This window comes from Streptomyces rectiviolaceus (assembly GCF_039533825.1).
In the GTDB taxonomy this organism is placed as follows: Bacteria; Actinomycetota; Actinomycetes; order Streptomycetales; family Streptomycetaceae; genus Streptomyces; species Streptomyces rectiviolaceus.
On sequence record NZ_BAAAUG010000027.1, the window covers coordinates 1 to 23,047 of the forward strand.

At 69.7% G+C, this 23,047-nt stretch carries 19 protein-coding genes, 1 tRNA gene and 2 pseudogenes; 6 read left to right on the plus strand and 16 right to left on the minus strand.

What is annotated here, in order from left to right; translation table 11 throughout:
* The 12 genes and pseudogenes from ABD378_RS09215 to ABD378_RS09270 form a co-directional block, all read right to left on the minus strand.
* Positions 1-3,862 (minus strand): annotated as a pseudogene (locus ABD378_RS09215) (amino acid adenylation domain-containing protein); the annotation flags it as partial.
* A gap of 373 nt (positions 3,863-4,235) precedes the next feature.
* Positions 4,236-5,711, minus strand: coding sequence for a UbiD family decarboxylase domain-containing protein (locus ABD378_RS09220; RefSeq protein WP_344520059.1), 1,476 nt, complete (start codon positions 5,709-5,711; stop codon positions 4,236-4,238).
* Entirely contained in the window at positions 5,708-6,490 is a 783-nt protein-coding gene (locus ABD378_RS09225) for a beta/alpha barrel domain-containing protein (RefSeq protein WP_344520060.1), read from the minus strand. The genes ABD378_RS09220 and ABD378_RS09225 overlap by 4 nt, the downstream gene beginning before the upstream one ends.
* A complete protein-coding gene (locus ABD378_RS09230; RefSeq protein WP_344520061.1) occupies positions 6,471-7,178 on the minus strand; it encodes a phosphoribosylanthranilate isomerase in 708 nt (235 codons plus the stop codon). Before ABD378_RS09230 ends, ABD378_RS09225 begins: the two co-directional genes overlap by 20 nt.
* Positions 7,179-7,183: 5 nt before the next feature.
* Positions 7,184-8,548 (minus strand): TrpB-like pyridoxal phosphate-dependent enzyme, encoded by a 1,365-nt coding sequence (locus ABD378_RS09235; protein WP_344520062.1) that lies wholly within the window; start codon positions 8,546-8,548, stop codon positions 7,184-7,186.
* A 59-nt stretch (positions 8,549-8,607) separates the two neighbouring features.
* Complete coding sequence (locus ABD378_RS09240; protein ID WP_344520063.1) at positions 8,608-9,282, minus strand: transglutaminase-like domain-containing protein; 675 nt, start codon at positions 9,280-9,282, stop codon at positions 8,608-8,610.
* A gap of 58 nt (positions 9,283-9,340) precedes the next feature.
* A complete protein-coding gene (locus ABD378_RS09245) occupies positions 9,341-10,480 on the minus strand; it encodes an acyl-CoA dehydrogenase family protein (protein WP_344520064.1) in 1,140 nt (379 codons plus the stop codon).
* Positions 10,481-10,531: 51 nt separating this feature from the next.
* Positions 10,532-10,906, minus strand: coding sequence for an ectoine synthase (locus ABD378_RS09250; RefSeq protein WP_160508959.1), 375 nt, complete (start codon positions 10,904-10,906; stop codon positions 10,532-10,534).
* A gap of 43 nt (positions 10,907-10,949) precedes the next feature.
* Entirely contained in the window at positions 10,950-11,786 is an 837-nt protein-coding gene (gene trpA / locus ABD378_RS09255) for a tryptophan synthase subunit alpha (protein ID WP_344520065.1), read from the minus strand.
* Positions 11,776-12,852: an anthranilate phosphoribosyltransferase gene (locus tag ABD378_RS09260; RefSeq protein WP_344520066.1), complete on the minus strand. Its 1,077-nt coding sequence runs from the start codon at positions 12,850-12,852 to the stop codon at positions 11,776-11,778. The genes trpA and ABD378_RS09260 overlap by 11 nt, the downstream gene beginning before the upstream one ends.
* Before the next feature lie 2 nt (positions 12,853-12,854).
* On the minus strand, positions 12,855-13,115 hold the full coding sequence (locus ABD378_RS09265) for a phosphopantetheine-binding protein (protein WP_344520067.1): 261 nt from the start codon (positions 13,113-13,115) through the stop codon (positions 12,855-12,857).
* Positions 13,116-13,244: 129 nt separating this feature from the next.
* On the minus strand, positions 13,245-14,771 hold the full coding sequence (locus tag ABD378_RS09270; RefSeq protein WP_344520068.1) for an AMP-binding protein: 1,527 nt from the start codon (positions 14,769-14,771) through the stop codon (positions 13,245-13,247).
* Positions 14,772-15,179: 408 nt separating this feature from the next.
* On the opposite strand from ABD378_RS09270, the gene ABD378_RS09275 reads away from it, so the two are divergent.
* Positions 15,180-16,223, plus strand: a complete 1,044-nt coding sequence (locus ABD378_RS09275; protein ID WP_344520069.1) for a helix-turn-helix transcriptional regulator — start codon at positions 15,180-15,182, stop codon at positions 16,221-16,223.
* A gap of 339 nt (positions 16,224-16,562) precedes the next feature.
* Here the strand turns inward: ABD378_RS09275 and ABD378_RS09280 are convergent, their stop codons facing one another.
* Positions 16,563-16,892 carry a hypothetical protein gene (locus ABD378_RS09280; RefSeq protein WP_344520070.1) on the minus strand — a complete coding sequence of 110 codons (330 nt, stop codon included), beginning with the start codon at positions 16,890-16,892 and terminating at the stop codon, positions 16,563-16,565.
* Positions 16,893-17,156: 264 nt separating this feature from the next.
* Here ABD378_RS09280 and ABD378_RS09285 point away from each other — a divergent pair.
* A pseudogene (locus ABD378_RS09285) lies at positions 17,157-17,549 on the plus strand (hypothetical protein); the annotation flags it as partial.
* A 140-nt stretch (positions 17,550-17,689) separates the two neighbouring features.
* On the opposite strand, the gene ABD378_RS09290 reads toward ABD378_RS09285, so the two are convergent.
* The gene (locus ABD378_RS09290) at positions 17,690-18,070 is read right to left on the minus strand and encodes a hypothetical protein (protein WP_344520103.1); all 381 of its coding nucleotides are present in this window, start codon (positions 18,068-18,070) and stop codon (positions 17,690-17,692) included.
* On the opposite strand from ABD378_RS09290, the gene ABD378_RS09295 reads away from it, so the two are divergent.
* Complete coding sequence (locus tag ABD378_RS09295; protein WP_344520102.1) at positions 17,969-18,454, plus strand: integrase core domain-containing protein; 486 nt, start codon at positions 17,969-17,971, stop codon at positions 18,452-18,454. The genes ABD378_RS09290 and ABD378_RS09295 overlap by 102 nt on opposite strands.
* On the opposite strand, the gene ABD378_RS09300 is transcribed toward ABD378_RS09295, so the two are convergent.
* Positions 18,420-18,493: transfer RNA gene (locus ABD378_RS09300), tRNA-Pro, on the minus strand. The two genes, ABD378_RS09295 and ABD378_RS09300, sit on opposite strands and share 35 nt — an antisense overlap.
* 106 nt (positions 18,494-18,599) lie before the next feature.
* On the opposite strand from ABD378_RS09300, the gene ABD378_RS09305 reads away from it, so the two are divergent.
* The 3 genes from ABD378_RS09305 (at position 18,600) to ABD378_RS09315 (ending at position 22,214) form a co-directional block, all read left to right on the plus strand.
* Positions 18,600-19,163, plus strand: coding sequence for a DUF309 domain-containing protein (locus ABD378_RS09305; RefSeq protein WP_344520071.1), 564 nt, complete (start codon positions 18,600-18,602; stop codon positions 19,161-19,163).
* A 69-nt stretch (positions 19,164-19,232) separates the two neighbouring features.
* Entirely contained in the window at positions 19,233-20,012 is a 780-nt protein-coding gene (gene cobF / locus ABD378_RS09310; RefSeq protein WP_344520072.1) for a precorrin-6A synthase (deacetylating), read from the plus strand.
* A gap of 111 nt (positions 20,013-20,123) precedes the next feature.
* On the plus strand, positions 20,124-22,214 hold the full coding sequence (locus ABD378_RS09315) for an MDR family MFS transporter (protein WP_344520073.1): 2,091 nt from the start codon (positions 20,124-20,126) through the stop codon (positions 22,212-22,214).
* Between the two features lie 17 nt (positions 22,215-22,231).
* On the opposite strand, the gene ABD378_RS09320 is transcribed toward ABD378_RS09315, so the two are convergent.
* Positions 22,232-22,996, minus strand: a complete 765-nt coding sequence (locus ABD378_RS09320; protein WP_344520074.1) for a sulfite exporter TauE/SafE family protein — start codon at positions 22,994-22,996, stop codon at positions 22,232-22,234.
* Positions 22,997-23,047 lie beyond the last annotated feature (51 nt).

Below are 23,047 nucleotides of genomic sequence, written 5' to 3' on the forward strand. Positions count from 1 at the left end.
CCTTGGGCCGACCCGTCGACCCCGACGTATAAATCACATACGCCGGATGCGACAACAACAGTGGCTGAGCCCGCTCCTCATCGAGAACGTCGTGGTCAGCGTGGCTGCCCAGCAGGGCCGAGGTCTCAGGGTCGTCGAGAACCACAAGCGGTACCTCGGTACCGGTGTCGGCGACCTGCCCGGCGACCGCGGCCGTGGTCAGCACCACCATCGGCTGTCCGTCTTCGAGCATGTACGCGATCCGGTCAGCCGGATACCCCGGGTCCACCGGCAGATACGCCGCACCCGTCTTCAACACCGCCAGCCACGCCACCACCATCTCCACCGACCGCGGCAACGCCAGAGCCACAAACCGCTCCGGCCCCACACCCCGACCGATCAGATACCGCGCCAGCCGATTCGCCCGCCGATTCAACTCCCCATACGACAGCGACACTTCACCGAAAACAACAGCCTCCGCACCCGGCGTCCGAACCACCTGAGCCTCAACCAACCCCGGCAAAGCAAACCCCGCCACCTCACGCGACGTATCGACCCACTCCCCCAGCACCAGCCCACGCTCAACCGACGACAACACCTCCACCGCACCCACCCGCACACCCGGATCAGAGACCAACGCCTCCACCACCCGCACCAACACCCCCACAAACCGCTCCACCGTCACCCGGTCGAAGAGGTCCAGCGAGAATTGCACGCTGCCTTCGAGCCCGGCCGCCGCTCCCTCGGCACCGAAGCGCTCGACCACGTCGACGACCAGGTCGAAGGTGGCGGAACCGGAGTCGATCTCTTCCATGCGGGCGGTCAGACCCGGCATGTCGAGCTCGGCAAGGGGGCTCTCCTGGAAGGCGAGGAGGATCTGGAAGAGGGGGTGCCGGGCCAGCGACCGCGACGGGTTCAGTTCCTCCACCAGACGCTCGAACGGCACATCCTGATGCGCGAACGCCGCCAGATCCGTCTCCCGCACCCGCCCCAGCAACTCCGCGAACGTCGGATCCCCCGACGTATCCGTCCGCAGCACAAGGGTGTTCACAAAGAGTCCGACGAGATCGTCGAGGGCTTCGTCGGCGCGGCCCGCGACCGGGGTGCCGATCGGGATGTCGGTGCCCGCGCCGAACCGGGTCAGCGCCACGGCAAGCGCCGACTGCAGCACCATGAATGAGGTGACCCCGTGCTCCCGGGCCACTCCCCGGATCTGCTCATGCAAGGCGGCCGGCAGATTCAGCGGGACCGAGCCACTGCGGAACGTGGGCCGGACCGGGCGGGCCCGGTCCACCGGCAGGTCCAGCTGCTCCGGCAGGTCGGCCAGAGCCTCCCGCCAGAACACCAGCTGACGAGCACCCAGGCTGCTTCCATCACCTTCATCGCCTTCAGCACCTTCGTCGCCGAGCACCGCACGCTGCCACAGGGCGAAGTCCGCGTACTGCACCGGCAACGGCACCCACGTGGGCGCCACGCCTGCGCACCGCGCCGCATACGCCTGCGAGAGGTCCCGGCCGAGCGGCTCGAGGGACCGGCCGTCGCACGCGGCGTGATGCACCACGAGCAGCAGCACATGCGCCTGCGGACCGACGTGGAACAGCTGGGCGCGGAGCGGGATTTCAGCGCTCAGGTCGAAGCCCCGGGTGGCGGCGGCCCGCAGGGCCGCGGGCAAGGCGGCTCTGCCGATACGGCCACCGTCGAGCAGCGCGGGGGCAGCCTCGCCGAACGGCAGCACCACCTGGTGCGGCGCGTCGGCCCCCTCGCGGAAGACCGTACGCAGCACCTCGTGCCGCTCCACCACATCGCCCAGCGCGGCCCGCAGTGCCGCCATGTCGAGCGCGCCGTCGAGATGGAGGGCGAGCGGAATGCTGTAGAGCGCGCCGTCCCGCTCGGCATCGGAGCCGTCGAAGCGATTGAGGAACCACTGACTGCGCTGCTGAGCCGACAGCGGCAGCGGCCCTTCGTGCCCGATGGCCCGGACCAGCGGCGGCATCTCCTGCCCGGCACCACCGACATCACCGACATCACCGGCCCCGCCACCGGTGCCACCGACGAGCGGAGCAAGACCGCGCACCGTCGGTGCGCCGAACAGCGCGGCCACCGTGGGCGCGCTGCCGTGCTCCTTGCGCACGGCACGCAGCAGCCGGACGGCCAGCAGGGAGTCGCCGCCCAGTGCGAAGAAGTCGTCGTCGACGCCGACTTGGGGCAGTCGCAGCGTCTCGGCGAACAGCCCGCAGAGCAGCTCTTCCTGCGGCGTACGCGGCGTACTCGGCGCGCGCCCGGAGCCGGCCGGGCGGCTCGCACCCGGCTCCGGCAGGGCCCCGCGGTCGAGCTTGCCGTTGGCGGTGAGCGGCAGCCGGTCGAGCAGGACCACGGCGGACGGCACCATGTGGGCGGGCAGCCCTGCCGCGACGTGTTCGCGCAGCGCGGCGCCGGTCACGCCATCGCGGGCCGGTACCGCATAGCCGACGAGGCGCTTGCTGCCCGGGATGTCCTCGCGTACGACGACGGCGGCATCGGCCACGTCCGGGTGCCCGGCGAGCACCGCTTCGATCTCGCCCGGCTCGATACGGAAGCCGCGGATCTTGACCTGCTGGTCGGCGCGCCCGAAGTACTCCAATCGCCCGTCGGCGGTACGCCGGGCCAGGTCGCCCGACCGGTACATCCGGCTGCCGCTCACACCGAAGTACGCGGCGAACGGGTCAGCGACGAACCGTTCGGCGGTCAGCGCGGGCCGGCCCAGATAGCCGCGGGCGACACCTGCCCCGGCGACGTACAACTCACCCGTGACACCCGGCGGTACCGGCCGCAACTCCTCGTCGAGAACGTAGACGCGCAGGTCGGGGATGTTCACGCCGATGCCGCTCGAGGTGCTCGCGGCGGCCGCCGCACGGTCGAGGGCGACGTACGAGACATGCACCGTGGTCTCGGTGATGCCGTACATGTTGACCAGGGTGGGCGTGTCGTCCGCGTGCCGCTCGTACCAGTCGGCGAGTCGGGCGGGTTCGAGGGCCTCACCGCCGAACACGACGTAGCGCAGGGCCAGTTCACCGGCCGGATGCTCGCGGTCGGCATGCTCGCGGTCGGCGGCGGCCAGCTGGTAGAACGCGGACGGCGTCTGGTTGAGGACCGTGACCTGCTCGCGGGCCAGCAGGGCGCGGAAGTCCGCGGGGTCGCGGCCGGTCAGATACGGCACCACCACGAGCCGCCCGCCGTGCAGCAGGGCGCCCCAGAACTCCCACACCGAGAAGTCGAAGGCGTAGGAGTGGAAGAGGGTCCACACATCCCGCTCGTCGAAGCCGAACCAGTGCTCGGTCGCCGAGAACAGCCGGGTCGCGTTGTGGTGGGTGACGGGGACGCCCTTGGGGCGGCCGGTGGAGCCCGAGGTGTAGATGACGTACGCCATGTCCTCGGCGTGCAGCGGCCGGGCGCGGTCCGCGTCGGTGAGTTCTTCCGGGCTGTACGCGGCGTGGTCCGCGCCGTCCACCAGGATCGCGGGCAGTGCGTTGGCGGGCAGTCCGGGAGCCGTCGCCGTGTCGGTGAGCAGCGCGGCGGGGGCCGCGTCCTGAAGCATGTGGGCCACGCGGTCGGCCGGGTAGTCCGGGTCCATCGGCAGATACGCGGCGCCCGAGGCGGTGACCGCGAGCAGGCCGACGACCAGGTCGAGGGAGCGGGGCAGGGCCAGGGCCACCAGCCGGCCGGGCCCGATGCCTCGCTCGGCAAGCAGGCGGGCCAGGCGATTCGCCCGGGCGGCCACTTCGGCGTAGGTCAGCGCGTCGGTGCCGCAGCTGACGGCGGTGCGGTCCGGGTGGGCGCGGACGGTCTCCGCGAAGAGCGCGGGCAGCGTGGCGTCGGCCGGCTCCGGGCGGGCGGCGCCTGCCGCTCCGCCGTTCCACTCGACGATGGCGCGGTACTCGTCCTCGTTGAGGCTCTTCGACATGTCCCGGTGCTCCTTCGCGGACGACGCCCGCGCAACGTCTCGTTGTCGTCTGTTCATTCGTCTGCTGCCGGGCCGCGGCGCTGCGGCACGAGCGGGGGGCCACCTGCGGATCCGCTGGCGTCAGCGGCTGCCGCGGGGTTCGTACGACGCGGCGGCACAGGGCGCCACGTCCTGACGCGGGCGACTCGGCACGACGGCGTGCTGTTCAGGGCACCGGACAGTCGACCCTAGCCATGCACGGGCATGGTCGGGGCGATGCCGCGGTGCCACAAAGCGGCCATGGCCGCTACAGGCCAGGGGCCGGTCCGCTCGGCACTCAGTCGGGCCGGGGCGCGGGCACGGCGAAGCTGCGTCTGGTCGTCTCGCGCAGGGCGAAGGGGGTGGTCGCGTCGAGGGCCACCCGGCCGGGGATCCGGCCCGCCGCCCGGTGCTCGGCCCAGGCCTCGGTCTGGGAGGGGTCCATCGGTACGGGCCCCAGATCCGTCCACTCCGTACAGTCGGCCGCCAGGTTCGAGCGGGTGGTCATCGCCCACAGCACGTCCTCCGTACAGGAGACGGCGATGTCCTCGTCGGTGAGGACGACCGTCTTGACGAAGGGGTGCCGGCGCAGAATCTCGCGGGCGAGGCCGGGCAGGGCGGTGTCCCCCGCGGCGGATGCCTTGCGCACCGCGACGGTGAGCAGCAGCATGCCCCCGCCGGCCGCGGCGAAGTGCAGGTCGTGGACGGCCAGGCCGGGGTGGTGCGGCAGGGAGAGTGCGACGGACAGCGCCCCGGCGGTGCCGAGGAGATACGACTGCTCCCGGCCGGGGCCGACGACCGCCTGGTAGAGGGGATCGTGGCGGGTGGTGACCGCGGTCACGGTGAGTACCGGCAGGCCGGACCGGGCCCCGCCGTCGTAGCCGAGGAACTCCGGCAGCGAAAGGCCCGGTTCGGCGCCATCGAGAGCCTCGTCCGCCACCTGGTCGTCGAGGTGTCCCTCGATGACGATCTCGGCCTGGGCGAGCGCGGGCACGGGCTGGGTCAGGCCCGGCGAGAGCTCGATCGCCTCGCCGGCCAGCGCCCCGGCGAGGGCCAGCTTGTCGACCGAGGGCTCGTCCGCCGACGGAGCGTCACCCGGCCCCAGGAAGGCCGTGTTGACCGCGGAGGCCACCATGACGGCGGGCGGCACCCCGATGCTGACGCTGACCGGGAGGCGATCGCCCCGCTCCAGGGCCCGCCGGTGCAGCTCGCCGAGTTTGCGGCCCGGCACCATCCACACGGTGAGCCGGGACCGGTCGAGCACCAGCATGCGGTGGCAGGAGAGCGCGGTCTCCCCGGTGACCGGGTCCTCGGCCCGGATCAGTGCGGTGGTCAGATACGGGCCCGCGTCCCGAGGTGTGCTGGTCAGTACGGGCAGCCGGAGCAGATCGACCTCGTCGCCGACGGCGGCCACCGCACGGCAGGGCGCGTCGGCCACCTCGCGCGGCGCCGTCCGGGCCGCCGCCGCGAGCAGCGGGACCACCGTGTCCGGGGCGGCCCGGTCCGGGAGCCCCGGCAGCCAGCGCCGCAGCCGGGCCGCGTCACCGTACAGACCGAGCAGGACCGGGAGTTGGAATCCCTTGACGCCGCGGTAGAGCACCGCGGGCTCGCTGCGGGAGACCCCGACGGCCGGTACGCCGGCGTGGGCGGCGGCAAAGTGGGCCGCCACCTCCGCCACGGGCATCGGCTCGGTGTACTCGTGCAGTGCCTCGGGCTCCTGGGCCCGCAGCTGGGCCAGTGCGGCGCGCACCGAAAGGCCGGGGTTGCCGGTCATGGAGTGCGCTCCTTACGGGAGTCGGCCCCGATGGTGTCGTGCGCGCCCGGGGGCCACAGGGCCCTGAGCTCGCCGAACCAGGCGTCGAGGTCGGCGGCCCGCAGCAGACCCGTACCGATCAGCAGCCCCCGATAGCCCGCGGACAGCAGTCCGGCCGCGTCGCCCGGGGTCTCGATGGCGCTGGCGCTGACCGGTACGGCGGTGCCCGTGGCGCGGACCCGGTCGATCAGCCGATGGCTGCGTCCCAGGTCTCCGGTGTCGCGTTCGCGCTGCCGGATGTCCTTGTTGTTGACGGCGATGACACAGTCCTGCGCCTGTTCCACCGTGGCCAGTTCGGCCTCGGAGGTGATCTCGACGAACGGGGTCACGTCGTGCTCCAGACAGATCCCGATCAGCCGGCGCAGCACCGTGCGCGGCAGCACGGTCGCGGTGAGCAGGACCGCGGACGCCCCGGCCGCGGACGCGGCCGCGATCTGCTTCTCCTTGGTGAAGAAGTCCTTGACAAGGAGGGGCAGTTCGGTGGCCGCAGCCACCTCTTCGAGCAGCTCGGGTGTGCCGCCGAACCAGGACCCGGTGACCACGGAGAGCGCGGGCGCGCCGAGCGCCGTGTACCGCGCCACCAGCTCGCCGACCGGACGGCCTGCGAACAAGTCGGCGCCGTGCGCGCTGTTGCGCTTGAGCTCCATGATCACGGGGGTGTCGGCGGTGCGCAGCGCGGCACCGAAGCGTCCGCCGCCGGTGAGCTCGGCGGGTGCGGAATCAGCTGACGGCGACGGCATGGCGCAGCTCCTCTCTGCGTCGGCGCAGTTCCCCGCTCCAGGCGTGCCGGATCCCATCGATGATCAGCGGGGCAATCGTGCCGTCGGGCCTGCGCGCCCCGCTGTCCACATCGATGCCGAGGAATCCGTCGTGCCGCAGGGCCGCGCCGTGCTCCTTGGCCGCGTCGGCGGTCAGCCCGCCGGCGAGCAGGAACGGGATCCGTACCGTGTCGAGCACAGGTGCCAGGGCCGCGGGGTCAAGTGGCTTGCCGGTGCTGCCGATCCGCCCGTCGTCGCCCACCGAGTCGAACAGGAACAGGTCGGTGCCCGCACGCTCGAAGGCCGTGACGAAGGGCTTCTCAAGCACTTTGCCGCGGCGCACATGCAGCACCTTGAGCAGCACGACGTCCGGCAGGGCCGCCCTGACCGCGGCCACCTGCTGCGGCGTGGTGTAGCCGTGCAGCTGGACGCGACGCACCCCCGAAGCCCGTACGGCATCGCGCAGTTGCTCCGGGTCGTCGAGGAGGGTGACCAGGACGGGCTCAAGACCGCGCTCCAGGGCGAGCCCCGCCAACGTCGTCAGCTCGTCCCGCGTCAGGTCGGCCTTGCCGTCCGGCACTCCGTACCAGAGGCCGACCGTGGTCACCGGGGAGCTGCTCAGCAGTCTGATCTCGCTGGTGCGGGTGAGTCCGCACACCTTGAGCCACACGGGGATCAGACCTGGCCGAAGGGAGCGGGGATGCGGGCCAGTGAGCGGGCCACCAGCTCCTCGTCGTAGCCCTCGTCCGCCAGCTCATCGGCCATGTACTTCTCGTACGAGCCCAGGTCGAAGTGGCCGTGGCCGGACAGGCCGAACAGGATCGCCTCGGACCTGCCCTCCTCGCGGCAGCGCAGGGCCTCGTCGATGGCGGCGCGGATGGCGTGCGTCGACTCGGGGGCGGGCACGATGCCCTCGCTGCGGGCGAAGGTGAGGCCGGCCTCGAAGCAGGCGGTCTGCGGGACCGCCCGCGCCTCCATCAGACCGTCCTGCAGCGCCTGGCTGACCAGCGGGGCGATGCCGTGGTACCGCAGGCCGCCGGCGTGGATGGATGGCGGGACGAAGGAGTGGCCGAGGGTGTGCATCTTGAGCAGCGGGGTGAGCTGCGCGGTGTCACCGAAGTCGTAGGCGACCTGGCCCTTGGTGAGGGTCGGGCAGGCTTCGGGCTCGGAGGCGATCACCCGGACCTGCTTGCCGCCGCGCAGCTGCTCGCCGAGGAACGGGAAGGTGAGACCGGCCAGGTTGCTGCCGCCGCCGGCGCAGCCGATCACGATGTCCGGGTAGTCGTCGGCCATGTCCATCTGCAGCAGGGCTTCCTGCCCGATGACCGTCTGGTGCAGCGCGACGTGGTTGAGCACGCTGCCACCGGCGTAGTTGGTGAACGGGTCGTTCATGGCGACCTCGATCGCCTCCGAGGTCGCGATGCCGAGCGCGCCGGGGCAGTCAGGGTCCTCGGCGAGGATGGCGCGGCCCGCCGCGGTCTCGGTGGAGGGGCTGGGCACACAGGTGGCGCCGTAGGTGTGCATCAGGGCCCTGCGGTAGGGCTTCTGGTGATAACTCACCTTCACCATGAAGACCTTGACCTCGAGGCCGAAGAACGCGCCGGCCAGGGCGAGGGACGAGCCCCACTGGCCGGCGCCGGTCTCGGTGGCCAGACGGCGGATGCCCGCTTCCTTGTTGTAGAAGCCCTGCGCGATACCCGTGTTCGGCTTGTGACTGCCGGCCGGGCTGCCGCCCTCGTACTTGTAGTAGATGCGCGCCGGGGTGCCGAGCGCCTGCTCGAGGCGGCGGGCACGGAACAGCGGCGAGGGACGCCACTGCGCATAGATCTGCCGCACGGTGGCGGGGATCTCGATGTCCCGCTCCAGGGTCAGCTCCTGCTCGGCGAGCTGCTTGGGCATGATGCCGGTCAGGTCGTCGACGGTGGCGGGCTGCCCGGTGCCGGGGTGCAGCGGCGGGTCGACCCGCGGGAGATCGGCGGCGATGTTGTACCAGCTGGTGGGTATCTGGTCGTCACGCAGCTGGTACTTGATGGTGTCCACGTCGGCAGTCCTCGCGATTGCGGTGAAAAGGCTGATGAATAAAGGGAATTGATGAGGCGTCAGGCGCGCTCGGCGGCGGCATCGGCCACCAGGGACCCGTCGGCGAAGCGGGTCCGGCCGGGGCCGGCGAAGATCTTCGGGTGCGCACTGCGCATGCCGTCGAGGATCTGCTGGTAGGGCAGATCGTCGAACTCGCCGTGCTCTCTGAGAAACTCCATGTGCGCCTTCCCCTGGCCGTCATAGGGGTGGTAGACGCTGTCGGCGGTGCCGTCGAAGTCGAGCGGCCGCATGCCGTAGAGGCGGCAGAGCAGCCGGTTGAACACCGGGGTGGCCCGCATCCAACGGCCGTCGAGCCGTACGGAGGTGAGCGCGTGGTAGTGGAAGACGTCACCGCCGATGAACTCCCGGATCTTCGGCGACGACAGATGGTTGCGTACATCGGTGAGCACGAGCCGGGCCGGAATGCCGACCGAGCGCAGCGCGGAGGCGTACAGGACGGACTTGTGGATGCACAGTCCCTTGCCTGCCTTGACGACCTGCGACGCGGTCAGCCCCTCGCGGGAGAAGTCGGCGCCGTAGATCTCGTAGCCGATTTTGTCGCGGACCGCGTAGTACAGGCGCACCGCCCGGTCCCGGTCGTCGGCCCCGCCATCGGGCAGCACCTCGTCGACGAACCCGGTCACCTCGGCGGAGCCGTGGTCGAGGAAGTCAGTGGCGGCGAGTGTGGGTTGCATGGTCGTTCTCCCTGTCACAGCTGTTCTCCCGCTTCTCCGCTTCTCCCGCTCCTCCTGCTCACAGGCCGAGCATCGAGGCGATACGGCTGTACTGGACTTCGGTGGTACCGGAGTAGATGGTTCCGGCGACGGCTCCGCGCAGCTCCTGCTCCAGGCCGTACTCGGCCATGTAGCCGTTGCCGCCGAAGATCTGGACGGCGCTCAGCGCTGATTCGAGCGCGGCCCGGCTGGCGATCAGCTTCGCCGTGGCCAGATCGACCGTGACCTTCTGCCCGGTGGTGACCTTCTGTGCGGTGTCGTACAGCCACTTGCGGGAGGTCTCGAGACCTATCTTCATGTCGACGATCCGGTTGGCCACCGACTGGAAGCCACCGATCGGCTGCCCGAACGCCGTGCGCTCACCGGCGTACGCGATACAGCTCTCCAGGCGGCGCTGCATCTCGCCCGTGCCGACGATGAAGGAGCAGAGGATCTCCCACTTCATCACGTGATCGAGCACCAGGAAGCCGGTGCCGACCCGGCCGATCACATTCGCCTTGGGCACCCGGCAGTCGTCGAAGTACAGCTCGCACAGCGGCGAGGCCTTCAGGCCCATCTTCTCGATGGGGTTGCCGACGGTGAGCCCAGGGGTGTCCCGCTCCACCAGGAACGCGGTCACCCCGAGCGGGCCCGCCGTAGGGTCCGTCTTGGCGTAGACGACGATCAGGTCCGCCACCGGGCCGTTGCTGACGAAGGTCTTGCTGCCGTTGAGCACGAAGTGATCGCCGTCGGCGACGGCGGTGGTGCGCATGTTCATCGCGTCCGAGCCGCTGCCCGGTTCGCTGATCGCATGCGCGCCGATGGTCGTTCCTTCGCAGACGCCCGGCAGATGACGCCGCTTGAGCTCGGCCGAGCCGAACCGCTGCAGCGACACGCCGGTGCTGACCATGTGGGTGGTGACGGAGAAGTTGAGTCCGCCATTGCGACAGCCGTGGCCGAGTCCTTCGAGGACGTACATGGTGGTGAGCAGCGACTGTCCGAGCCCGCCCCACTCCTCGCCGAACGGCAGCCGGAGCAGCCCGGACCGGGCCACGGCGTCCCACGGCACGCGGGGGAACTCGGCCTGCTTGTCGTAACGGAAGTGGTCGTCGCCGAACTTCTCGAACCACGGGGTGAGGCCGTCGCGCAGGTCACGCTGGTCGCTTGACCATTCGATCACGGTGGAACTCCTGGAAGGTGGTGGCGGTGCGCGGCACGGTGGTGGGGTGCGTCAGTAGTGGGACGAGGCCGCGCCGTCCAGCGAATGGACCTCGTCACCGTTGAGGGCCGGGGTGAAGACACAGACGAGGCGCAGGTCCTCCTCCGGCCAGGCGATCAGCCAGTGCGCGTCGTGCTCGTCGAGGGCGTAGAGCGTGCCCGGCTCGATGAGGTGGCTCTCCCCCGCCATGTCGACGACCTCGCCACGGCCCGAGATGCAGTAGCAGGCTTCGAGATGGCGGCGGTACTCGAGCAGGGACTTGGAGCCGGCGGCCACGACGGTGTCGGTGACCGTGTACCCCATGTTGTCGGCCTCGAGGAGGAATCTGCGGCTGACGCCATTCCCCCAGTCCACGGTCTTCACGTCTTCCAGCTTGCGAATGATCACGGATCTCCCCCCAACGACTCTGCTGTGAATACGTAGTTGACTGTCAGTGCACCGGTTCCGGGCGCAGCCCTTCGACGAACCGGCCGACCTCGGCGAGCAGGTCGCCGCCGGCGTTCTGCGCCTGCTCGACGCGGTCCACCAGGGCTGTGCCGACAATCGCCGCGTCGGCACCGAGTGCGCCCATCGTCCGGACGTCCGCACCGGTCCGCACCCCGAAGCCCACGGCGATCGGCGCGGCCGTGCTGCCCCGCAGGGTGGCGAGGACCGGCCTCAGCGTGTCCGCCCGCGGCGGCGGGGCGGTACCGGAACGCCCGTAGTGGGCGACGAGATAGAGATAGGCGGTGGCATGCCGGGCCGCCTGCGCCAGTACGTCGGGTTCCGACCCGGCGTAACAGCTGGTGACGACGGGCTGGCCGATCCGCTCGGCGGCCTCCAGATAGCCCGGGGCCGCCCGTGGCGGCAGTCCGTGCAACAGGACGCCGTCAGCGCCGCAGTCACGGGACTTGGCCACGAACTCCCCGATCCCCACGGACCGTACGGAGTGCCGCCAGTCCGCGAGCAACGCCACCTTGGTGTGCCGCAGCCGGGGCCGCACCGCCGCGATGAACCCCAGGACGGCGTCCAGGTCCGTCCCCCTGTCCAGGGCCCGGCGGGCGGAGCGCCGGATGACCGGGCCGTCGGTGACCGAGTCCGGGAAGGGCACCGCGAGCTCCAGGCAGTCCACGCCCGCCTCGTCCAGGAGCAGGACGAGGTCGCGCAGCCGGTCCAGGCCCGGGTCGCCGGCGTTCACGAAGAGCGCGAGCCCCGGGTCCGACGGTCCGCGCCCCGCGAAGAACCGCCGCTCCGACGCGCCTGCTACGTGGGTCGGTTCAGCCGACACGTGCCATCACCGGCTTCCCCTGGTTGCCCGCCGGGTGCGACTGCGCCCGGCGAAATGCGCGCAGCCGATCGACCAACTCGAGCGCGGCGCCCGAGTGCACCGCGTCCTGAGCGACTCGGAAGGCTTCCGCCCAATCGGTGCGGGTGCCCGAAGCGACCGCCGCCGCGGCCGCGTTCAGGCAGATGCTCTGCACGGCGGCGTCGGGCCCGTCCCCGCCGAGCAGCGCGAGCAGCTGCGGGACCGGCGACCCTGCGTCGTCGTAACTCGGACCCAGTTCGGCGAGCGTGCCCGGGTGGAGGCACACCCCGTCCAGAGTTCCGGGCTCGATCGTCAGGTCCGGGCTGCCTGCCCCGGTACGGATCGTGTTCCTCGCGAACCCGATCAGCTCGTCCACCCCGTGGTTGTTGTGGAGCAGCCAGACCTCGCGCCCCGACAGCGAGTCCGCCACCTCCGCCAGGGCCGGGACGAGCGCCGCGTCGGAGACTCCCGTCAGCTGGGCGCCGACCGGAACGGCCGCCAGGAAGGGGCCAAGGACGTTGAAGATCCGGCCGACCTGCTTCATGCCGTACGGGAGGATCGCCCGCGCCAGACGGCTCAGCTCCGCCGGGTAGACGAACCCGTCCGCGAAGGCGATGCCATGGGCGTCGAGCAGGTCCTCGCACTCGGCGTACGAGGAGGCGGTGGGGATGCCGAGGCGTTCGAGGAGGTCGATGGAGCCGAATCGGCTGGTGTAGCCGCGCGACCCGGTCTTCACGACCTTGACGCCGGTGGCGGCCGCGACCAGGACCGAAGCGGTGGTCAGGTTGAAAGTGGCAGGGCCACCCCCGGTGCCGACCACGTTGACCGTGCCCGGCCAGGACGCCGGCTGCTCGCGCCGTGCGTCCAGCGCGGCCACGAGCGCCACCGCGGTCTGCGCCTGCGGCATCCGGGCGGACAGCGCACTGACCGTGGCGAGGGCCTCTCCGGGGTGCAGTTCCTTGTGCCGCAGCCGGTCCCAGAAGCCGTCCCATTCCTGGACGGTCACCGGCCGGGTGCGGGCCACGAGGCTGTGGAGCAGCTCGGTCACGGCTACTTGGCTCCGGCCGGTACGTCGCCCGAGGCCACGAATACCTCGATGTCGCCGACCGAACGGAAGTTGTCCGGGGCGATCTCCATGGCGTCGATGTCAAGGCGGTACCGGTCCTCGAGCCAGCTGACCAGGGTGAGCAGGCCGAGGCTGTCGATCACGCCGTTGGCCAGCAGGTCGTAGTCGTCGGCCAGCTCGTCGGCGGGGATGTCGAGCAGGAACTCCTCGACCAGGTACTTCTTGATGTCGTCGATACGTGCCATGTCGGCCTCCTGAAAAGGGTGACGGGTTCATACGGGAATCGGACGGGTCGCACGGGCGAGCCGGGAGTGCCGGGCGAGCCCGCAGGGCAGCCGGGCGGGGCGCCGCAGCGGGGTGGATTCGTACGGGAGTCAGGCGCTCTGCCCGGGCAGCTGTCCCAGCACGGCCTTGCGGTCGAGCTTTCCGGTGGGGGTGCGGGGCAGCGCGGTGTCCACCAGTTCGACCTTCGAGGGAATGGCGACTCTGGGCAGCAACTTGGCGGCGTGTTCGCGGAGTTGAAGCCCGCCCAGCGCCGAATGCTCGGTGCGCTGCACGACCGCGTGCAGCCGTTTGCCCGCCCGCTCGTCGGGGAGGGCGAGCACCGCCGCGTCCGCCACCTCCGGATGCCGGCGCAGCGCCTCTTCCACCTCGGCGGTGTTGATGCGTACTCCGCGAACCTTGACCACGAAGTCGCGCCGGCCCTCGAGCGTCAGCGTTCCGTCCGGGTGGCGTCGGACCAGGTCACCGGTGCGGTACCAGCGCCCGGTCGCGCCCGGCTCGGCGGAGCCGTCGCCAGGGTGCGGGACGAACACGCCGTCGTCCAGGGCGGGGTCGAGGTATCCGGCGCTCTGGAAGGGCGTACGGACCATGAGTTCACCCCGGCCCGCACCGGTGAGGACGGCGCCCTCCTCATCGAGGACGAGCGCGTCGGCGCCGGTGACGGGGCGGCCGATCGGCACCGAACCGTAGCGCCCCGGATCCACGGCCGGATCGATCTCGTGGACGAAGCTGTCGTTGGTCTCCGTACAGCCGTAGACGTTGTGCAGCCTGGCCTTCGGAAAGAGCCCCGGCAGGGCTCCGAGCCCCTTCGCGGAGATTGCGTCGCCGGTCAGCAGGACGTGCTCGACCTGCGCGAACTCATCGCCGCGGGAGCGCCGTTCGGCCTGTCCGAGCAGCTGGAAGAGCATCGGTACGCCCTGCACCACCTGGACCGGGCGGGCCTGGAACTGCTGCAGCAGATGGGCCGGGTTGACCGCCAGGTCCTGGTCCACGAGGGCCGCGCAGCCGCCGCTCGCCAGGGTCGTCCAGATGTCGAGGAGACACAGGTCGAAGTTGAGCGGGGCGTAGTTGAGCACGGTGGATCCCGGTCCGATCCCGAACCGCTGCCCGGCCCAGGCGGTGAAGCGGTCGAGGGCGGCGGCGGACACGGGCACGGCCTTCGGCAGTCCGGTCGAGCCAGAGGTGGTCAGCAGGAAAGTGGTGTCCTCGGGCAGGGCCGCACACCTGGAGCCCTCGGGGCCGGCCGGCTCGCCGAGCACGAGGCCGGAGTGTGCCGCCTGGTCCGTCAACTCCGAGGGACTGGGCAGGCATTGAGCGCCGGCCCGGGCGAGAAGTTCGCCCAGCGTCTCCTCACCCAGCTCGGCGGAAGGGATGAGCACGGGCTGACGCAGGGCAAGACAGGCGAGCAGCACCGCGACGGCCTGTGGAGATTTCTTGGCCACCAGGGCTACCGGGCCCTCGCCCGGTAGCCCCAGCGCTTCGAGGCCTCGGCGAGCCGTGCCGGCCAGGCCGCTCAGCTCGGCGTAGCCGATCTCCTGCCCGTGCCAGAGCAGGGCCGGGGCGTCCGGGCGCTGCTCGGCCTGTGTGCCGACGCGTTCCGGCAACGTGGTCCATGCCATCGCGCAGTCATCCCCCCTGTAATGCAAAAGACGTGATCCGGTCGGAGCCATGCCCCCCGAGATTCCCTGGAGCTCTCCGGGCAGCGCCATCGCTGCGCCAGGAGAGAAAGAATCCGGTGCGCCGGGCGAGCTCTTCCCGATAAACGGGCCATGGTTCGCACGAACACCGGGCGGAAACCCTTGGCCGCCTTTCAGCCGCCACCGGGCATCGACATCACGATCCTTTCTGTTTCAACCTGCAAGAGTCCAGCGGGAACCGTGGCCACTCAGTGCCATGTCCATAAGCGGAAGTCATGAGTTAACGTGCAGCAGCGGGTCCGAAGGGCCCGTCTGGGGGGCAAGTCAGTTTCAAACTTAAACCGTTGAAAGTTGTGGTAACCCGCCAGCTCGCCCGATATCGAGGGACCCATGCACCAGGAAACCGCAGTCGACGCTCACAAACTCTTCCGCCATATGTTGGCCGAATCAGGGAGGAGCACCTCGGCGGCCCGGACCCGCCTCGAGCTGAGCGACCAGACCTTCGAAGCAGCCGAGGCGCTGCTGCTCGAGCTGGGTCTCATCCGGCCCACCACCGCCGGCGACACCTTCGTCGCCGTCCACCCGGAGACGGCCCTGGCGCAGCTGCTCGCCCTCGAGCAGCAGGCGATACGCGAGCGGCTCACGCTCAACGAAGAGCTGTCGGAGACCATGGCGATCCTGGGCTCCAACCTCCTCGCCCTGCAGTCGAGGACGGAGAGCGACGCCCAGCTCAATCTGCTGATCGGCGAGGACAGCATCGCCGCCGCGCTGCACGGCGCGGCCATCAAGGCGCAGAACGAGATCCTGAGCATGCACCCGGGCTCGCCCCTGCCGCAGCGCATGCTCCAGGAGAGCATGGAACGCAATCAGACCGCTCTGAACAGGGGCGTCACCATGCGGGCCATCCACCTCAACTCGATGGCGAGCCTGCCCCACGGCCGCGCCCATCTGGCCGCCCTGAAGGACGCCGGCTGCGAGGTTCGACTCGCCTCCGTGCTGCCGTTCCGGATGATCCTCGTGGACAACGCCCTTGCCTACATGTCCGCTTCACCCCGTGACGGACAGATGACCGCACTGGAGGCCCGCGGCCCCGACATCTGCCAGCTGCTGCGCGGCACCTTCCAGCACTGCTGGGTGCACGGCACGGTGCCGCCCGACGCCACGGCGGCCCCCACGGGCGCCGTGGACACCCCCGGCGAAGTGGAACTGGACGAGCGCGAGACGGCAGTGATCAAGCTGCTTGCCAACGGCAGCAAGGACGACTCGATCGCCCGGGCCCTCGGCATCTCGCCTCGCACCCTGCGCCGCATGACCACGTCGATCATGGAGAAGCTCGACGCCGAGAGCCGATTCGAGGCTGGCGTGAAAGCGGCGGCCCTACAGCTCGTCGACGTACCCGGCGCCCACCAGGAGAACGTTCACAACGTTCGGTAGTCGGCGTTGACAGTTCTGCCACCGAGTCATAATCTACCGACATGCAGAAACACTTTTCCGCATTGCGGAAAAGTGAGCGGGGGGACCGCGAGCGTTTCGGTTTGCGAACGGGGCATTGAGCCGGTGCGGACACTCAATGAAGAGGCTTTCCGTCCACACCTCTCCCTGATGCGATTGCTTATGCTCGTGCACCACCAGGGGGAGTGATGAGTGCAAGACTGCGCATGACCATATCCACGAAGTTCAAAACCCACTGCCGTGACCTGGCCTGGGGGTCCTGGTAAACGACGCGGCACTCTTTTGGCGCGGGGTCAGAGATGTTCCGGCAATATCCCGGGGCTAGAGCCAGACCACTTCGCGGTTCTGATATTCCGCTATTCCGCTTTCACCAGGCGGTTCTTCCTGCGATGACGCCGCCGGCGCAAGAAGCTGCGCCTCATCCACGATCACGCAATCCGGCTCAGCCGCTGATCTTGTGAGCGGGCGGGTATGGGCGGTGGTTCCCGTCACCGCGTCCGGGGTGTACTTCGGCTTCGGCACAATCACGATGCGTGCGCAGGTGCGTTCGGCCGATGCGCGGTGCCGCCCGCACAGCGCGGGATGCTGACCCCGGTCGCGGTGGCGGTGCCGGCCCGCCCGGTTGGGGCCCATCGAGCCCAGCGGGACCATCTCCGCAGGTGGTCGACTGCCCCACTCCCGGTTCGCGCGAAGCCGTTGTCCACGTGGAGCACCGTGTGATCGTGGTGGGTCGCAGTCGCACACACCGATCACTGTCGCACACACCAAGAGATCGATGGCCCCGGCGGCGCGGCGCCGCCCCAGCAGAGAACATCCAGCTCTTCGGCCAACTCGTCGCTGTGGGGCCGGACTTGTGGCCGAGTAGAGGCGCTCCGCCCGCGTGGGCTCACAGACATGAAGAACCCTGGCGGCGATATGCCCTTCCCAAAGATCTTGGGAAGGATTGCGTTGCTTGCCCGATCGGAGACTTCCAAGAACACAGAGATACTCGTACTGCGGCACCAGCTCGCCGTGCTCCGCCGACACGTCCTCCGCCCGCAACCCTCATGGGCAGACCAGGCAGTGGTCGCGGCACTGGTCCGGCTGTTGCCCAAGGCCCTTCGAGGCCACCTGTTCATCACCCCGGGCACGCTGCTGCGCTGGCACTCCGACCTGGTCAAGCGCCGCTGGACCTACAAACGCCGAGGACCAGGCCGACCACCGACCCCGCCCACCGTACGGGAGCTGGTGCTGCGGATCGCCGCGGAGAACCCGCACTGGGGATACCGCAGGATCGCCGGCGAACTGGCCCGCGCCGGTCGTCCAGTTGGCGCCTCCACGGTATGGGCGATCCTGAGAAGAGCCGGGATCGCCCCGGCGCCACGACGCTCGGGCCCGACGTGGGCACAGTTCCTACGCAGCCAGGCCTCCGGATCCTCGCCGTGGACTTCTTCCACGTCGACACCGTGTTACTGCGGCGCCTGTACTGCATGGTGGCCATGGAGATCTCTACCCGCCGAGTACACCTCCTGGGCGTCACTGCCCATCCGACCGGCAACTGGGCAGTCCAGCAGGCGCGTGACCTCCTCATGGCAATGGACGACCGCGTTGACCGATTCAGGTTCCTGATCCGAGACCGAGATACGAAGTTCACTGACGCCTTCGACGCCGTCTTCGCATCCGAGGCCATCCAGGTCTTGCTCACTCCCATCCGGGCCCCGCAGGCGAACGCGTACATCGAACGCTGGATCGGCGGATGCCGCCGGGAACTCCTCGACCGCACACTGATCGTCAACGAACGGCACCTGCGCACCGTCCTGGCCGCATATGAGACGCACTTCAACACCCACCGCCCACACCGCGCCCGGACGGCAAGGTCACCCGTCGAGATCTACTCGGCGGTGTCATTCACGAATACACGCAGGTCGCGTAGGGCGGCCGAGTTTCGGGCACCCACAGGGTCGGTGAAAGCCGTCATGGGGACGAGTGGGAGGACGCCCCTTGACGAGTATTCGGACAAGGGGGCGAACAGCGCGACCCCTTCCCTCGTGCACCAGACCGGGCAGCGGAGATGCTCCCTGGGAGCTCCCAGACTCCCGCTCCCAGGGAGCACAGGGAGCGGCCCCCCCTGCTCCCAAAACCACTCCCAAACACGAAGTAGGGGCCACCCGAAGGCGACCCCTACCTGCGACGTTTCCGTCGGGACGACAGGATTTGAACCTGCGACCCCTTGACCCCCAGTCAAGTGCGCTACCAAGCTGCGCCACGTCCCGATGCGTGTCTCGCGGTGTTCTGCGTGATCGCGCAGACAGAACTTTACCCCACGTTCGGGGGTGGTCCGCTCCGTCCGTCGGATGTCTGGCGAGGGACAATCGCCGTATGAGCACCGCACCTCGACCAGATGACCGTGGCCGTGACCGTGATGACGAAGGGCGGGCCCGCAATGCGCGGCCGCGTGATGGGCTCGGGCGGCCGTTGCCGTACGGCACCGAGGGTGTGGAGCGGCAGCCCGAAGGCGTCACGCGTACGCCCGAGGAGACAGTCGCTCAGGCGCAGGCCCTGCTCGACGCGGGGCGGCCCTTTCACGCGCACGAGGTCTTCGAGGACGCCTGGAAGTCGGGGCCCGATGGCGAGCGCGACCTGTGGAAGGGGCTCGCGCAGCTGGCCGTTGGGCTGACCCACTCGGCCCGCGGCAACGTCACCGGCGGGGCGCGGCTGCTGCTCAGGGGGGCGGGCGCGATCGGCACGGGGCAGTGGGGGGAGCGGCCCTACGGGATCGATGTGGACGGACTCGTGGTGTGGGCACGGCAGTTGGCGGAGACTCTGGAAGCGGAGTCTCTGGAAGGGGAGTCTGTGGAAGGGGACGGGCCGACGGTTGACGCGGCCGAGCACGCGCCGCGGCTGCGGGGAGCGGGCAGGGGTGACGGGGGTGGCAGGGGCTGATGGTGGTGCGGGGCGGGCTCGTGCCCTCCCAGGGGGTACCGCAGCGCACCCGTACGGCACACTTTCGGTGTGCGAAAGATTCATGTCATCGGTATCGGCGCGGGCGACCCCGACCAGTTGACCCTGCAAGCCGTCAAGGCGCTGAAGAGCACCGACGTGTTCTTCATCCTCGACAAGGGCGCGGAGAAGGACGACCTCGTCCAGCTGCGGCGTGATCTCCTCGGCGCGCACCGCGCCGACGGTGCCTTCCGTGTGGTCGAGGCGCCGGACCCCGCGCGCGACCGGGAGGCGGGCGGTGCGGACTACTCCCCCGCCGTCGTGGACTGGCGCAGCCGCCGTGCGGACATTTATGAGCGGATGATCGCTGATGAGCTGGGCGCGGACGAGTGCGGTGCGTTCCTGGTGTGGGGCGACCCCGCGCTGTACGACAGCACCCTCGGGATTCTGGAGGAGGTTCTCGGCCGGGGTGCGGTGGCCTTCTCGTACGACGTCGTGCCCGGTATCAGCAGTGTCTCTTCGCTCGCCGCGAAGCACCGCACCGGCCTGAACCGCGTCGCGCGGCCCGTGCAGATCACCACCGGGCGTCGCCTCGCCGACGGTGGTTTTCCCGAGGGGGTCGATGATGTCGTGGTGATGCTTGATGCGCATCAGGCCTTCCGGCAGTACCAGGGCGGGGTGGGCGGCGACATGTACATCTACTGGGGGGCCTACATCGGGACCGCCGATGAAATCCTCGTCTCCGGGCCGCTCGACGAAGCCGCTCCCCGCATCGAGGCCCTCCGGGCCGAGGCGCGCGAGCGCAAGGGCTGGATCATGGACACCTATCTGCTGCGCCGCAACCTGGGCTGAGCGAACGGGGGCGGTCCGCCTGCCTCGCCGTCCCGGGGCCGTCACCGGGGCCATCACCGGGGCGGACCGGCCCCGCATGCACAGGCACAAACGCGGTGTGAGGGTGATCGTGTGACCACCACCGCCGAGCCCGCCGCCGAGGCCCCCGCCCAGGGGCCGCCCGTCCTGGACAAGCGCCGCCGCAACATCGTCTTCGTGACGATCATGCTGGGGATGCTGCTCGCCGCACTCGACCAGACCATCGTGGGCACAGCGCTGCCCACGATCGTGGCGGATCTGGGCGGCGCCGAGCACATGTCGTGGGTCGTGACGTCGTATCTGCTCGCGGAGACCGTCGCCACGGTGCTCGTCGGGAAGTTCGGCGATCTCTTCGGGCGGAAAATCGTCTTTCAGGTCTCGGCGATCGTCTTCATCACCGGCTCGTTCCTGTGCGGTCTGTCCACGAACATGACGCTGCTCATCGCCTGGCGCGCGCTGCAGGGCATCGGCGCGGGCGGTCTGATGGTGACGTCGATGGCGTTGATCGCCGATGTCATCCCACTGCGCGAGCGCGGGAAGTACCAGGGTGCGATCGGTGCCGTGTTCGGCGTCGCCACCGTCATCGGGCCGCTTCTCGGCGGGCTCTTCACCGACCATCTGACCTGGCGCTGGGCCTTCTACGTCAACGTACCCATCGCGATCGTCGTGGTGATCGCCGCGGCCCGGACCATTCCCGTCGTGAAGTCGGCGGTGCGTCCCGTCATCGACTATCTCGGCATCGCGTTCGTCGCGATCGGCGCCAGCGCGCTGATTCTGGCGACGAGTTGGGGCGGAAACCAGTACGCGTGGGGTTCGGGCACCATCATCGCGCTGTTCGTGGGCGGCGCCATCGCGCTCGCGCTGTTCTGTGTGGTCGAGACGCGGGCCGCCGAACCGATGCTGCCGATGCGGCTCTTCGCCAATCCCGTCTTCACGGTCTGCTCGATCCTCAGCTTCATCGTCGGGTTCGCGATGCTGGGCGCGATGACGTTCCTGCCGACCTATCTGCAGTACGTGGACGGGGACTCGGCCACTGTCTCGGGCGTGCGGACGCTGCCCATGGTGATCGGTCTGCTCATCGCCTCGATCTTCAGCGGCAATGTGGTCAGCAAGACCGGGAAGTATCGGATCTTTCCCATCGTGGGTGCCTTGGTGATGGCTCTCGGGCTTTATCTGCTCTCGCTCATGGGGAGTGAGACCAGTACCTGGCTCGAGTCGCTTTACATGTTCGTCCTCGGCGCCGGTATCGGGCTCTGCATGCAGGTCCTGACGATCGCCGTGCAGAACACCGTCGTCTACTCGGATCTGGGCACGGCGACCTCCGGAGTCACCTTCTTCCGTACGCTCGGCAGCTCCTTCGGCACCGCCGTGTTCGGCACTATTTACGCCAACACCTTGAAGCCGAACCTCGCGGACGGGGTCGCCGCGGCGGCCGAGGCGGGGGCCGCGGATCCGGCCGTGGTGGCCAAGGCCGCGCAGAGTCCGCAGGGGCTGCACGATCTTCCCGCGGAGGCGGCGGCGCCCATCATCAAGGCGTACGCCGACACGCTGCACACCGTGTTCCTGTGGACGGTGCCCGTGGCGCTGCTCGGGTTCCTGGTGGCCCTCTTCCTCAAGCAGGTGCAGCTGCGGGACAGCGCGCGGATGAGTTCCTCGGACATGGGCGAGGGCTTCGCGTCACCGACGTCGAGCGGCAGCCCGGACCAGGTGCTCGAGCTGGCGGTCGGGAACATCATCCGCAGTACGGGTATGGACACCGCGCGTCGTGTCATCGACGACTCCGACACCCGGCTCGACATCGCGGGCGCGTGGGCCGTGATGCAGGTGTCCCTCTTCGACCGGATGGTCGGTCACGCGAGTCTCAGCCTGATCGCCGCACGGCGTCAGTTGCCGTCCGAAGTCCTGGTGCCGGTCTTCAACCGCATGGTCGAGGAGGGCTTCCTCACTCGCTCAGGACTGCTCTTCTCGCACACCCCGGCGGGTGAGCGCGAGGCCGACGTGATCGGCAAGGCGTGGGCCAAGTGGCTGGGCGAGCAGGTGGAGAAGGACAGCGGCCGTCCCGCGGACCAGGACCTCGTCAAGGCGGTCGACGCGATCGCGAAGCGGCTGCTCGTGGAGGACCTGGAGCACGGCCTTGCCCCCGAGGCCAGGCGGCCGGTCCCGGTCCCGTTGAGCAAGGCCTGACCCCGGCTGCTGCTCCGTCAGCGCAGCAGCAGCTGGAGTCCGCCGAGGACCGTGGCTCCGATCACCAGCTGCTCGAAGAGGCGCTGATTGATGCGGTGCACGGCGGCCTTGCCGATGAGGGCGCCGGGGACGACGAAGAGCACGAGCGCCGCGTCGAGCAGCAGCGAGTGCGCGTCGATCAGGCCGAGGCCCACGCTGAACGGCACCTTGGAAGTGTTGACGATGAGGAAGAACCACGCCGACGTCCCCAGGAAGCTCAGCTTCCTGAAGCCCGCGGAAAGCAGATACATCGACATCACCGGGCCGCCCGCGTTGGCGACCATGGTGGTGAAACCGCCGAGCACGCCGTAGGAGGGGGCCTTGAGCCGGGCGCCGCGCGAGGGTCGCTCGGGTTCCGCCCCGTCCGCGGGCGCCCGGCGGCGCCACACCGTGACCGCGGCCATCAGGAGCAGGATCGCCCCGATCGACGTACGGACGATGGCGTCGTCGGCCCACATCAGGAAGACCGTGCCCACCACCACGCCGCCCGCGACTGCGGGGAACAGCCGCCACAGGGTGGGCCAGTGGGCATGCCTGCGGTAGGTCAGGACCGCCAGTACGTCACCCGCGATGAGGATGGGCAGCAGCACACCGGTCGATTCGCGGGCCGGCAGGACCGCCGCGAACACGGCGAGGCTGACCGTGTTGGCCCCGCTGACGGCGGTCTTCGAGAAGCCGACCAGCACCGCGGCCGCGGCGAGCGCGGCGAATTCCCAGAGAGATACATCGAGAGATATGTCCATGCCGAGAACAGATGCTAGGCCCAACTATCTCCGGGCCGTCAGGGGCGGCCA